The sequence below is a fragment of the Deinococcus yavapaiensis KR-236 genome (genome assembly GCF_003217515.1).
In the GTDB taxonomy this organism is placed as follows: domain Bacteria; phylum Deinococcota; class Deinococci; order Deinococcales; family Deinococcaceae; genus Deinococcus_A; species Deinococcus_A yavapaiensis.
Window position 1 is genome coordinate 1 of the sequence record NZ_QJSX01000010.1, and the last position, 13,429, is coordinate 13,429.

The window sequence follows — 13,429 nt, forward strand, 5'->3', positions numbered from 1 at the left end:
GTGGAAATGGACGGCTTCGAAAGCAAGCACGACATCATCATCTTGGCGGCGACGAACCGTCCGGACGTGCTGGACGCGGCGTTGCTGCGCCCGGGTCGCTTCGATCGGCAAGTGGTGGTGGACGCGCCGGACGTGCGCGGCCGAGAAATGATCCTCAAAATCCACGCTCGTAAAAAACCTCTCGATCCCACCGCTAACTTGCACCTCGTCGCGAAGCGCACGGCGGGCATGGTGGGCGCGGACTTGGAGAACCTGCTCAACGAAGCCGCCCTGCTCGCTGCGCGGGCCAACCGCAAGCGCATCACCATGAAAGATCTCGACGAGGCGCGCGACCGCGTTCTGATGGGCCCCGAGCGCCGCTCGCTCGTCATTCCCGAGAAGGACAAGCGCGTCACGGCCTACCACGAGGTGGGACACGCCCTGGTGGCGCAGTTGCTGCCGCACGCGGACCGCGTGCACAAGCTCACCGTCGTGCCGCGCGGTCGCGCCGCCGGAATGGCCGCGTACACGCCGCAAGACCGCATGCACTACACCCGCGCCGTCCTCGAAGACATGATCACCGTCGCCCTCGCCGGACAAGCCGCCGAGGAAGCGGCCCTCGGCGAGATCACCACGGGCGCGCAAAACGATTTCCAAAAGGCGACGAACATCGCCCGCAAGATGGTCACCGAGTGGGGCATGAGCGACCTTCTCGGCAAGGTGGCGCACGTGGGCGAGCAGGAAAACTTTCTCGGCACGGCGTCCGAACGCGGCAACTACTCCGACTCCACGGCCGAACTCATCGACATGGAAGTCAAGCGCATCCTCGACATGCAGTACGACCGTGCCAAGCTGATCCTCGCCGACAACCTCCACCTCGTCCACCGAATCGTGGAGGTCCTCTTGAGCCGCGAGACCCTCACGGGCGAGGAGTTCGAGACGGTCTTGCGAGGCGGTACCCTTCCCGAACTCGAGGTGGAAGAAACGCCCCCGAGGGAGGACGCGCCGCCCTTCGGCCACCTCAAACCCGGGCAGGCCTGAACGCCGAGCGGTCGCGAGGACGGGTCACGTGACCCGCCCTTTCGCCGTCCGGTTAAAATCCGCTCATGTACACCTTCGCCGAGGCCGCGCGCCTTTCTCCGCTCCTCGTGGGGCGCGAAGCCGCGCGGCTCGCCGCACAGACCTCCCTGCTCGCGCCGGGCTTCGTGATCGACCGATTGTTCGAGGAGGACTTCTACACCAGCAACAACCTTCCCGAGCAACTGCGCAATCTCTTCTCGCCGATCAATCCTCGCCGAATCGACGAGGACGCCTTGGAGCCCTTGTGCGACAAGGCCCAGACGCTCGTCCGCGCGTCGTACCTTCTCGACGACGCCGTGCAGAAGTTCTACCGCGCCGTGCGGAACGCCGACGTTCTCGGCGGCAAAGTGCACGTTCGGCGAGACGGCGAGCCGACCGGGGAGGTGGCGACGGCGTTCGCGCCGGGCACCGAGGCGCTCGTGGCCTTGAAGAAACTTTGGGTGAGCGACTGGACGTTCGAGGCGGTGCTCGCGAGGCTCGACGAGGCGGGCAGCGTCGGGCTCGAAGCGCGCCCGGCGCTCATGTTCGCGGGCGGCCCCGGGCAACTCGACGCGGAGGTCGCCGCGAAGCTCGGCGTCGGCCACGCCTTGATGAACGAGCGGGGCCTCGTCGGCTTGAGCTGACCGGTCTTGGCAGCCACCAGTGGGAAAGAGCAGTCGGCGCGTGGCCGATTCACGCGACGTCGGATGCGAGCGACGTCGCCGTCCCACCCCTTCTCGTCGAGCTGCATCGAAAAAAGCTCCCCTTGAAGTAGGGGAGCTCGCGTCATGACGTCGAAGCTTACTCGGTCGCCACGCTTTGATCCATCGCTTGCGCCGCCGGGATGACCATGCGGAAGTGCGTGGCGGGATCCACGAGGAGCTCGGCGACTTTACGCGCCGCACCCGGTTGCTCGCTGGCCACGAGCGCTTGATGGTAATCGCCGAGAAGCTCGCGCACGTCCGCCACGCCCGACGCGCTCAGGGGCAGCACGACGACGTTCGCGCCCTTGGCGAGACGGCGCCGCAGCGCTTCGTCGTCCAAGCCTTGCTCGGGCGCATGCCGCAAGTACACGACGCCGCCCGACATGCCCGAGCAGATCCACGGCCCCGGATCGCCCATCACGAGGGCGCGTCCGGCGGTCATGTACTCGAAGGCGTAGCCTTTGGCGTTGGCGCGCGTGGCGAGCATGCCGAGCGAGTCGTCGACCTTGCCTCGCAACTCGCCGCCGAGGACGACGTCCGCGCCCGACAAGCGCACGCAGAAGCGCGAGTCCGCGCTGCCCTGCACGAGGAAACGCCCTCCGATCGCGCCGTACGCGAAGGACTTGCCGACCGAGCCGTCAATGCGCTCGCCTTGGTGGTTGCGGCCCTTGAGAATCAGAATGCGGCCGCCGAGCGCGCTCTTGCCGACGCCGTCTTGCGCGCCGCCCTCGACGTGGATTTCGACGGGCGCGTTGTTGAAGGCCCCGAGGCCGTTGCCGGGAATCGAGCCCGACTCGAAGTGCAACTTCACGCGGCCCGGCACGCGGCGCTTTTCACGCGTGAGCGTGCCGACCAAGTGCGTGCCCATCGCGCGGTCGCTCGACTGGATGGGACCGTCACGGTAAATGATCTCGTCTTCGTCGAAGGCGTCCGCGATCCACTCGGACAGCATGCGCGTCGTGGAGTTGAGCGGACGGTGGATGACGCGCCGCCCGAGCTTCTCCCATCCTTCGGGTTTCGGCGCGACTTCCAGCATCTCGGAAAGATCGAGGGCGTCCGTGTCGGCCTTCAAAAGGTCGGTGCGGCCGCGCAGTTCGCGCAAGCTCGTCAGGCCGAGGCTGGCGACGAGGCCGCGAAGTTCGTCGCCGAGACCCGTGAAGAAGCGGCTCAGGCGTTCGACTTCCACGGGCAGTTCGCGCGGCACGAAGCGCTTGAAGCCGTGCGCCTTGGCTTCCTCGGCGGTCGTGACTTGCGTCGTGATGCCGACGTGGCACGTGTCGAGTTGACAGCCACGGCAGATCGTGCAGCCGATCGCGACCATCGAGAGGGTGCCGAAGCCGACTCGGTCCGCGCCGAGGGCGACGATGCGGGCGACGTCGAGGGCCGTCTTGAGGCCGCCGTCCGCCCAAAGCTCGACCTTGTCGCGAATCCCGGCCGCGCTCAACGCGCGGTGTGCCCGGGCCACGCCGTACTCGACGGGCATCCCGGCGTACTTGAGGGCGTGCATGCGAGCGGCGCCCGTTCCGCCTTCGAAGCCGGATACGGTGATGATGTGGGCGCCCGCCTTCGCCACGCCGAGCGCGATCGTCCCGATGCCGTGTACGACGGGCACCTTCACGGAGATCTTTGCGGCGGGCGCGATGGTCTTGAGCTCCTCGATGAGCTGCGCGAGGTCCTCGATGGAGTACACGTCGTGGTTGTTGCTCGGCGAGATGAGGTCGACGCCTTGCGCGGCGTGTCGAGCCGCCGCGACCTTCGCGGAGACCTTCTTGCCCGGCAAGTGGCCGCCTTCGCCGGGTTTGGCGCCTTGGCCGACCTTGATCTCGATGACGGCGCAAGAGTTGAGCATGACGCTCGACACGCCGAACCTTCCCGAAGCCACTTGCTGACCGCGCCAGTGGTTGTAGTGCATCAGCATCTCGGGAATTTCGCCGCCTTCGCCGTTCATGGCGACGATGTTGAGCTTCTTGGCCGCCTCGACGTACGAGCGAAAGGCCGTTTCGCCTTGCGAACCGAAGCTCATCGCCGAGATCACGAACGGCAGGCTGTGGCCGCCCACAGCGATGTCCACGGCGTCCGGATCGACTTTCTCGACGTCGCTCGGAACGTCGAGGTCGAGAAGGCTGCGCGCCGCGAGCGGCATCTCCAACTCCAAGGCGCGAATGCGCGCCGAGTAGTCGCTCGGCGAAATTTCGCCGTTGGCGAGCGAGAAGGCCGCTTTGAACAGGCGTGGATTGAAGCGCTGGTCGCGGTCGGGCGCGAGCGTCCCGGCTTGCAGCTTGGCGAGGCGCGAGGACGCGGTCGCTTCGAGATCCTTGAGACCGTAGCCTTTCTCGGAGCCCCAAATGCCCGTGACGTTGAGGGTCTCCAAGATGTCGCTGGCGAGGCCCATCGCCGTGAAGATGCGGCCGTAACCGCGAATCTCGTGGATGCCCATGGTGCTCATGACCTTCTCGATGCCCTTCGACAAGCCCGAGACGATCTGGTCGCCGTGATCGGGGTACGCGGCGAACATGGCGGCGGGCTCGACCGCCTCGGCGCCGAGGCCGATCAGGAGCATGACGTCGTGCAAGTTGCGAACGGCGGCCGAACGCACGACGACCGAGGCGCGGCGGCGCAAGCTGATGCCGCTTTCGTCACGCGCGCCCGCGAAGGCCTTCTCCAAGACGGCGACGGCGAGCAGCACGTCGAGGGCCGCCTCGCCGTTGGCGTACAGCCGCGTGTCGTCGAGAATCAGCAGTTCGGCGTCGGCGCGTAAGGCTTCCAAACCGTCCGCGACGAGGCGGGCGAGCGCGACCTTGATCGATTCGCCCGCGCGCAAGTTGGGCGTGAGTTCGGCGTGGCGGAAGCGCTTCTTGAGCTCGGAGACCGTGAGGGTCTTGTGCTTTTTCGCGACGTCGCTCGTCGCGGCGAGGATCGGCGTGACGAGCTCCACCGAGTGCCCGTCGCTGGAGCCGGGCAGGGGGCGGCGTCCGACGAGCACGCGCGTCGAGAAGTGCTCGATTTCGCGCTCGCGGTCGATGGCGGGGTTGGTGACGACGGCGACGGTCTCCTTGAAGAACTCCGCCAAGTTCGGCTTCTCCGCGCGAAGCGCGGCGATCGGGCCGTCGTAACCGAGACTGGAAATCGGCTCGGCGCCCTTCTCGGCGAGGGCCTTGACGTACTCTTCGTCCCAGCGGTCCCAGCCGAAGGCGACGCGCACGTTCGAGGGAAGCTCGGCGACGTCGCTCTCGGCGACGTCGCCGCCAGGGCCGAGAAGGCGCAGGTGGGCGTTTTCCAAGCCCGCCTCCTTGCCGTGCACGCGCTCCAAGATGAGGCGCTGGACGTTCTCGTTGGCGTGAAGCCTCACGACGCCGTCTCCGAGGCAAGCGACCATCTTTTCGCCGGGAGAGAACGGCGCGGGGTCGCGCACCATCGATCCGAGCGGGATGACGCCGCGCTCGGACGACCAGAAGTACTCCTTTTCCGTCTCGCCGAACCAAAGCGGGCGCAGGCCGAGGGCGTCGACGCTGAACACGCACTCGGTGCCCGAGCGCGCGATGATCGCCGCCGGTCCTTGCGCGAGCGGGCCGCCCGCCGCGCGAAGGCCGAGGTAGGCGTCTTGCAACGAGGACGAGAAGGCGCGCACTTCGCTCAGGACGGGCGGAAAAACGCTCTCGACCGCTTCGAGCAGCGTCAGGCCGTGGTCGTGGATGTAGCCGGCCATGACGCGGTTGAGGTCTTGGCTGTCGGAACCGCCGGTGAGGGGCACACCGAGCTGAAGGCCCTCTTTGCGCAAACGCTCGATGGTGTTGATTTCGCCGTTGTGCGCGAGCATCGTGAACGGCTGTACCTGCTCGAAGGTGGAGAGGGTGTTCGTGGAGTAGCGGTTGTGCCCGATCGAGCACACGGACGTGTAGTCGTTGCGGGCGAGGTCCGGGTAGTATCGCGCGAGGATCTCGGCCGAGCCGCGCACCTTGTACACCACCGTCGCGACAGAGAAGCTCACGACGTGCACGGGCTGCTTTTCTTCGAGTTCGAGGCCGAGGTCGAACAGCTTGCCTTCGCGTTCGCGCAGCGTGTCGCCCTTGATGAGGCCCACGACTTGGACGAAGAGCGGCTCGGTGAGGCGCGCGACGGGTCCGAGCGCGCGCGAGTACACCGCGCCTTGACGTTCCATCAGAATCGACAGGCCGTAACGGCCCGAGGCGGCGTGCAACGCGTCGAGCAACTCGCGCGGCTTGTGGCCTTGCGGAACGAAGAAGTGCCCGACGAAGAACGACGGGTCGTACGCCTTGTCACCGTCGAGGCCCTCGTCGCCGAGCAGCTTGCGCCACAGCTGACGGGGAATGTCGGTTTGGACGCCGCAGCCGTCGCCTTCGCCTCGCACCTCGCCACTCCGGTGCGCCATTCGTGCGAGCGCTTCCACGGTGCGCGTGACGTTGCCGTGCGTGGCCTCTCCCGTTTTGCGAACGTTGGCGATGATGCCGCAAGCGTCGTGGCCGATTTCGTCGAAGGAGCCGGGAAAGTCGCGCTCGAGGCGACGGCGCTCGGCGGTGCGGTAAAGGCTTTCGGGCAGAGGCTGTGAATGTCGCTTCATGTCGGCTCCTCGTTGGCGTCGCAAGGTTTGTGTGACAACTACGCCATCGTAAAATTATTCAAATCAGGCCATAACATTGCTCCTCGTGTTGCGCCTCTGCTTAGACGAGGGAAGACATTCTGATCAAAGATGAGAACTCCTATTGACTTCATGAAGAATCTAAGTCACAATTGAATCAAGCGGTTTTTCGTCGCGGAGGTATTACATCGTGGAAACGTTGCGCGTATCCGGCAAATCACGTCCAAACGCCGTCGCCGGGGCGATTGCCGCTTTGCTTCGAACGCAAGGAGAAGTCGAGGTTCAAGCGATCGGCCCCGCCGCCGTCAACCAAGCGGTCAAGGCGATCGCCATCGCTCGAGGCTACATCGTCCCGGACGATCTCGACCTCAACACCCAGCCCGCGTTCGTCAAGCTCGACCTCGAGGAAGAGGAACGCACCGCCGTGCGCTTCAACATCACGTGCTTTCGCACGAACAGCTGACCGTTCTTTCTCGCGTCACAACTTCGATTGACTCGTGCCTCACGGAGGTGACGTTGGCGTCTCTAGACTGATGTCGGAGACGCCATGAACGACTACTACCTCTTGATGCTGCTGCTGTTCGGCGCGTCGGTGCTCGTGCAAAGCTACTTGTCGAGCACCTACCGCAAGTACTCGCGCGTCGCCAACACGCGCGGCTTCACGGGCGCGCAAATCGCCCGCATGATCCTCGACGAGAACGGCTTGCGAAACGTTCCCGTCGAAATGGTTCCCGGTCAGCTCACCGATCACTACGACCCGATTCGAAAGGTCGTGCGTCTGTCGCAAGTCAATTACGGCGTGCCAAGCGTCGCCGCCGCCGCCGTCGCCGCCCACGAAGTCGGGCACGCCATTCAAGACAAGGTGCGCTACCCCGCCTTGAACCTGCGCGCCCGCCTGCTGCCCGCCTTGCAGATCGGCGCGAACTTCGGACCGCTTCTCGTCATCGTCGGCTTGGTCCTCACGAGCCCCGGCCTGTTTTGGCTCGGCATCGTCTTCTTCGCGGGCGCCTTGATCTTCCACCTCGTGACGCTGCCCGTCGAATTCGACGCGTCGCGCCGCGCCCTGGAGATCCTCTCCGCGCGCGGCTACCTCGTCGGGCCCGAAGTCGTCGGCGCCCGCACCGTGCTGAGCGCCGCCGCGCTCACCTACATCTCCGCCTTCGCGATCGCCCTCGTCCAACTGCTGTCCTTTTTGGGCTTCGCCCGCCGAGACTGATACACTTGGGGGTCATGCCAGCCCCGTTCAATCCTGCCCGCCGCCTCGCCGTCAACGCCCTCGTGCGTGTACGGCGAGGCGACGCGTTCGCCGCGACCGCCCTCGACGAGGGCTTGTCCAAAGCCCGACTCGAGCCTCGCGACGCGGGCCTCGCCACCCACCTCGTGTACGGCGTTTTACGCCACCACTTCACCCTCACGGCGGCCCTGGCGCCGCTGCTACGCGGCAAGACGCCCGACAAGGCGATGGCCTTGCTGCTCGCCGGGGCCTTCGAGAAACTCATATTGGGAACGCCGCCGCACGCGGTCGTCAACGAGTACGTGTCGCTCGCCAAAGCGGAACTCGGCAAGCTCTCGGGGCTCGCCAACGCCGTGCTGCGCCGCGTGGAGGCGCCCGAGGTGACGCCCGAGACGGAGTTCAATTTGCCCGCGTGGCTCGTTTCGGAATTCGAAGGCGGCTACGGCGAGCAAGCCGAGGCGGTCATGCGCGACTTCCTGACGCCCGCGCCGCTGTGGCTGTGGACGACCGACTCGGGCGCGCGCGCCCTCGAAGACGAAGGAGCTTTGCTCGAACCCGGCGTCGGCGACGTTTTGAAGGTCGTGCTGGGAGGGTCGCTGCGCGCGTCGAAGGCTTGGCGCGAAGGAGGCGTGCAGCCCATCAATCCGGCGTCGTACGCCGTGACCGAGTTGCTCGGCGACGTGAAGGGACGGCGCGTGCTGGACCTCGCGGGCGGCTCGGGCGTCAAGGCCGCGATGCTCACCGCCCGTGGAGCGCGGGTCACGTCGCTCGACGTGGACGCCCGCAAGCACAAGGCCGCCGAGGAGAACTTCAAGCGCCTCAACTTGCAAGGCGAGTTTCGCCAAGCGGACCTTCGCACGCCGCCCGACGTGCCGCCCGCCGACCTCGTCCTGCTCGACGCGCCTTGCACGGGCACCGGCACGCTGCGCGCACATCCCGAGATCAAACTGCGCCTCACGCCGACGTCCATCGCCGAACTCGCGGAGTTGCAGCGTCACATGCTGGAGAGTGCCGCCACGGTCACGTCGCCGGGCGGCACCCTCGTCTACTCGGTCTGTTCGGTCACGGACGCCGAAGGACCGGCGGTCGTACGCGACTTTCTGCGCCACCACGCCGACTTCGAATCCGTCGGCGCGCACCTCACGGTGCCGAGCGTGCAAGACGATTTCGGTGCTCGCACGCTCGCCGTGAACGGCATCGACGGGTTTTACACGGCGAAGTTGCGCCGCCTCTGATCAATCCGCCGCTCCCAAGACGGTCGGCGTCTCTTCACGGGTATCGCGGAAGAAGCGGTGCAAGGCCGAATCGAAGGCAGGCATGATACGGCCACGCTCGCTCGACAAGACCGTGTAGGCGGGTCTCGGCGCCCGCAGGTTCAACTCGCTCGTCGCCACGCCGCGAACGAGGGCGGAGTCGAGGTTCGCTTGCTCGGCCACGACGCGGGCGAAATCGGCCCAGCTGAGCGCTCCCTCGTTGGCGAGGTGCCACACGCCGAACTCGGCGTCGATCAGGAGGTCGAGCGAGGCGTTCACGAGGTCGGGCACGTACGTCGGGCTCACCACCGCGTCCTCCGCCGCGACGACCTCGCCTCGTTCGCGCAAGCTTCGCAGAACGTGCACGACGAAGTTGTACTCGTCCCACGGTCCGAAGAACGCCGACGTTCGCACGACGAGCGCGTGGTCGTGCGCGGCGAGCGTCGCTTCCTCGGCCGCCCGCTTGCTGCGCCCGTACGCGTTCAAGGGATTGGGCGCGTCGCTTTCCACGTACGGCCTGCCCTTCGAACCGTCGAACACCAGATCCGACGAGTACGTCACGAGGGGAATGCCGCGCAAGGCGCACTGAGCTGCCAAAATGGCCGCGCCGTCCACGTTCTCGCGGTCGTTTCGCGAATCGCTCTCCGCGTCGTCGACGCGCACGAAGCCCGCCGCGTTGACGACGGCCCACGGTCGCACGGAATCCAACGCCGACTTCACGCTCTCGGCGTCGGCGATGTCGAGGACGTCTCGGCGCGTGAGGACGTACGGCAAGCCGCGAATTTCGCAGACGCGCGCGAACGCTCGCCCCAAGGTGCCCGTCGCTCCGGTCACGAGGATCGGCCTGGCTCGGCGCCGCTCCACCGTCACCGCTCCAAACGCCGGATACAGCAGTCGGTGCGACCGAGCCCACCAGCCGGGCGCGTCGAGGACGGGATGCGACGGTTCCTCGCCGCGCGCGAGTTGCCGCGCGAGCGTCACGAGGGCCGTCGGACGCGGCTTCTCGGCGCGCACGTCCCACAAGCCGGGCTCGTAATGTCCTTCACGGCGCGTCAGGAGGCTGTTCCACTCGAACGCTCCGAACGCCGACCAGACGGTCACGGCGCGCACGTCGGCTCCTTCGAGCCGAGCGTCCTCGGCGGCGTGCCACGCGTCGTGCAACCAACGCAACTGCTCTTCTCGCGTGCAGCCGAGGTGCGCTTCCGTGATCGCCATCGGCGCGCCGTAGCGTTCGTGCGCTTCGAGCAAGCGCGCTCGAAAGCCGCCCATGCCTTCGCCGAGGACGCGCACGGCCTCCACGTCCGCGTACGCGTCGCGTTCGTTGCCGCCGTGCACTTCCTTCGGATAGAGGTGCAAACGGTGGTCGAGAAAGCGTTCGCTCGTCACGTACGCGTTGATTCCCAGAATGTCGGGCGGCAAGGGATTGTCTTGGAACCACGCGAGGTCGCGCTCGTCCGCGCCGATCCAGCGCAAAAACTTCCACATGGTGTGCTCGCGGTCCACGCGTCCCGACAGCAAGTCGAACGTCAGCCAGCGCCGCACGTTCTCGAAGTCCGCCTGGTACTGCAACTTCGGCGTGGCGCGCGTGCAGCCGAGGTCCTCGGTTTGCACGAGCAAAGCGCCCGGAGTGACGTCGCGAATGGCGCGCATCGCGAGGACGGTGCCCATCAGTTCGTTTTTCAGGCACGCCCACCACGTTCGTTCGTCGCGGCCGTGCGGATACCAGTGGCCGTACAATCCCGCGAACCGCGCCGTCGTGAGCGGTTCGTTCACGGGCGTCCACGCGTCGATCCACGGGTAGCGCTCGGCGACTTGCCGCGCGTAGCGCGCGAGCAACTCGGGAAAGGCGTCGTCCACGAGGCTCGTGCCCGTGGGGCCGCTTCCGTGGTGCAGCAGGCCCGCGATGGGCTTGAGGCCCGAACTCTTCACGACTTCGAGGCGTCCGTCGCTCCACGTCCAGTTCGGCTCGTCTCCGAGGGCTTTCGTCACGCGTTCCCACAGCACGGGGAAGCGCACCCGCGACGCGCCGAGGCTGGCGAGGCGAGCGACGTCCTCGGGTCGAGACGCGAAGCCGCTCAGTTCGCTTTGATCCAGATATTCGTTGCCGACGCGACTCACGGTCGCTTCCGGACCAACCCACAACTCCAGAGGCGATCTTGGTAAATGCGTCATGTGCCTCCCGCTCGATGTGAACGGGCGGGTCGTCGACCCGCCCACACGAGGAATATGCTCAGTCTCCGAGCGCCGCGTCTTCTTGCAGCAGCCCTTCATGTTTGGCGCGTAGCTTTCCGAAGACCGTGAGGGCTTGGGCCACGACTTGATCCATGTTGTAGTAGCGGTACGTCGCGAGCCGCCCGACGAAGGTGACGTTGTCGAGTTGCTTGGCCTCGGCTTCGTAGAGCTTGTAGATCTCTTGCGTCTCGGGCTTGGGCACCGGGTAGTACGGATCGCCTTCGGCGCGCGGATACTCGTACACCACCGAGGTCGCGTCGTGCTTTTGGCCCGTGATGTGCTTGAACTCGCTGATGCGCGTGTAGCCGTAGTCGTTGGGGTAGTTCACCGTGCCGACCGGCTGGAATTCGTCTTGCATGAACGTCTGGTGCTCGAAGTGCAGCGAGCGGTAAGGCAACTTGCCGTACTTGAAGTCGAAGTACGCGTCGACGGGTCCCGTGTAGATCATGTGCGTCCAGGGAATGACGTCGACGATCTCGCGGTAGTCGGTGTTGAGCATCACCTTGATGTTCGGGTGGTCGAGCATGTTTTCGAACATCCGGGTGTATCCGTGCAGCGGCATCGCTTGGTAAGTGTCGGCGAAGTAGCGGTCGTCGCGGTTCGTGCGCGTGGGAACGCGCGCCGTCACGGAAGCGTCGAGCTCGCTCGGGTCCATGCCCCATTGTTTTCTCGTGTAGCCGCGGAAGAACTTGTTGTACAAGTCGCGCCCGACCTTAGACACGACGACGTCCTCCGAGGTGCGGACCTGCTCGACCTTCTCGGCGACGGACGCGAAGAACTCCTCGACTTGAAACGAGGTGAGATTGAGGCCGTACAGCTTGTTCACCGTGTCGAGGTTGATCGGGATGGGCAGCAGTTGCCCGTCCACGCTCGCGAGAACGCGGTGCTGGTAGGGACGCCACTTCGTGAACTGCGACAGGTAATCGAAGACTTGCGCGGAGTTGGTGTGGAAGATGTGCGGTCCGTACGGGTGGATCAGGATGCCCGCGTCGTCGTACTTGTCGTAGGCGTTGCCGCCGATGTGCGGACGCTTGTCCACGATGAGGACGCGCAAGCCCAGTTGGGACGCCAAACGCTCGGCGAGTACGCTGCCCGCGAAGCCCGCCCCGACGATGAGGTAGTCGAATCCGTAGGCCGTATTAGTCATCCGCCACCCCCGCGACGTTCGCGCCGCTCGCATGATCGGGCGCGATCACGCGCACCGCCTCCAAGTCCTTCGTTCGCGCGACGTCGCTCGTCCGATTGCTTCCCGTCACGCGGTTGACGCTGGCGTCGTCGTAGTTCGTGACGCCCTTGATCATTTCGCGGTTCGTCATCGCTTCGAGAATCAGTTCTTCCATGCCCGCCCACGTACGGTCCCACGACAAGCGCGCGAGCATCCGGTCGGCCTTGGCTTGCCGCGCGGCGTTGTCCACCGCGAGCGCCTCTTCAATGGCCGCTTCGAATTCGTCGGCGTCGACGGCGATGCGCACGACGTCTTCTTCGCCCCACGGACGGATGACGTCGCGAATGTTCGTCGACACGACCGGGACACCCGCCGCGAGGTACTCGGGCGTCTTCGTCGGCGAGATGTACTCGGTCGCGTCGTTGCGCGCGAACGGCAGCAGCGCGACGTCCCAGTGCGCGAGGTACGCGGGCAGTTCGGTGTACTTCTTCATTCCGAGGTAGTGGATGTTCGCGCCCCTGGGAAGATCGTGCTCGGAGATCTTGACGACGGGCCCGAGGAACACGAATTGCCACTCGGGACGTCGCGCGGCGACTTCACGCACGAGGTCGATGTCGAAGCGCTCGTCGATCACGCCGTAGAAGCCGAGCTTCGGCCCTGGAATACCGATTTGGTCTTGCGGTTCGGCGAGGCCCGCGCGCGCCTGCGCGAAGTGCGAGACTTCCACGCTCGACGGGAAAGGGTGGGCGTTGTCGTGCTGCAAACGCTTGTTTTCCCAAATGCGGTAGCCGCCGGTGAACACGACGTCGGCGAGCCCGAACAATTGGCGTTCGCGCTCGCGCAGTTCGGGCGGCGCGCCTCTGAATTGCGCGAGTTCGTCCATGCAGTCGTACACGGTGCAGGCCGGGGCGGGGCCTTCCTCGAACAACGGCGCGGTCACGGGCAATTCGAAGGGCGTGTAGACCCACAAGACGTAGTCGCGAACGTCGTGCTCGCGCATGTAGGCGTGCAACAGCTTTGCGGTCAGCGCTTGTGATTCGGCGGGACCGTGCCCCGCTTCGACGTGTGGGGTGAGCACGACGACGCCGCTCGGGTCGACTTTGCATTCCAGAAAGTCGCCGTCGCCGAAGATGGGCTCTTCGAAGTAGAGCACCCGGCGGTGCCGGGCAGCTCGGGTCATGAGGTGTTGTGGACGTTGAAAGACGA

General features: G+C 65.9%; 9 protein-coding genes. 5 read left to right on the top strand and 4 right to left on the bottom strand.

All coding sequences use genetic code 11. The features are described from left to right. Both DES52_RS12895 and DES52_RS12900 read left to right on the top strand, forming a co-directional pair. On the top strand, positions 1 to 1,020 hold a 1,020-nt coding region (locus DES52_RS12895), incomplete at its 5' end, for an AAA family ATPase (RefSeq protein ID WP_146237282.1). 65 nt (positions 1,021 to 1,085) lie between these two features. After that, positions 1,086 to 1,682 carry a hypothetical protein gene (locus DES52_RS12900; RefSeq protein WP_110887235.1) on the top strand — a complete coding sequence of 199 codons (597 nt, stop codon included), beginning with the start codon at positions 1,086 to 1,088 and terminating at the stop codon, positions 1,680 to 1,682. A gap of 157 nt (positions 1,683 to 1,839) precedes the next feature. Here DES52_RS12900 and DES52_RS12905 read toward each other — a convergent pair whose 3' ends face one another. Further along, positions 1,840 to 6,321, bottom strand: coding sequence for a glutamate synthase-related protein (locus DES52_RS12905; RefSeq protein WP_110887237.1), 4,482 nt, complete (start codon positions 6,319 to 6,321; stop codon positions 1,840 to 1,842). A gap of 208 nt (positions 6,322 to 6,529) precedes the next feature. Here DES52_RS12905 and DES52_RS12910 point away from each other — a divergent pair, with 208 nt between their 5' ends. From DES52_RS12910 to DES52_RS12920, 3 genes are all read left to right on the top strand, one after another. After that, complete coding sequence (locus DES52_RS12910) at positions 6,530 to 6,802, top strand: stage V sporulation protein S (RefSeq protein WP_110887238.1); 273 nt, start codon at positions 6,530 to 6,532, stop codon at positions 6,800 to 6,802. Between the two features lie 84 nt (positions 6,803 to 6,886). Further along, positions 6,887 to 7,555 carry a zinc metallopeptidase gene (locus tag DES52_RS12915; protein ID WP_110887239.1) on the top strand — a complete coding sequence of 223 codons (669 nt, stop codon included), beginning with the start codon at positions 6,887 to 6,889 and terminating at the stop codon, positions 7,553 to 7,555. 14 nt (positions 7,556 to 7,569) lie between these two features. Continuing rightward, positions 7,570 to 8,808 (top strand): RsmB/NOP family class I SAM-dependent RNA methyltransferase, encoded by a 1,239-nt coding sequence (locus tag DES52_RS12920; RefSeq protein WP_110887240.1) that lies wholly within the window; start codon positions 7,570 to 7,572, stop codon positions 8,806 to 8,808. Here the strand turns inward: DES52_RS12920 and DES52_RS12925 are convergent, their stop codons facing one another. The 3 genes from DES52_RS12925 to DES52_RS12935 are packed head-to-tail and all read right to left on the bottom strand — an operon-like array spanning position 8,809 to position 13,403. Continuing rightward, positions 8,809 to 10,998: a family 1 glycosylhydrolase gene (locus DES52_RS12925; protein WP_110887241.1), complete on the bottom strand. Its 2,190-nt coding sequence runs from the start codon at positions 10,996 to 10,998 to the stop codon at positions 8,809 to 8,811. Between the two features lie 58 nt (positions 10,999 to 11,056). Further along, entirely contained in the window at positions 11,057 to 12,205 is a 1,149-nt protein-coding gene (gene glf, locus DES52_RS12930; RefSeq protein ID WP_170131044.1) for a UDP-galactopyranose mutase, read from the bottom strand. Further along, a complete protein-coding gene (locus DES52_RS12935; protein ID WP_110887401.1) occupies positions 12,198 to 13,403 on the bottom strand; it encodes a glycosyltransferase family 1 protein in 1,206 nt (401 codons plus the stop codon). The genes glf and DES52_RS12935 overlap by 8 nt, the downstream gene beginning before the upstream one ends. Positions 13,404 to 13,429 lie beyond the last annotated feature (26 nt).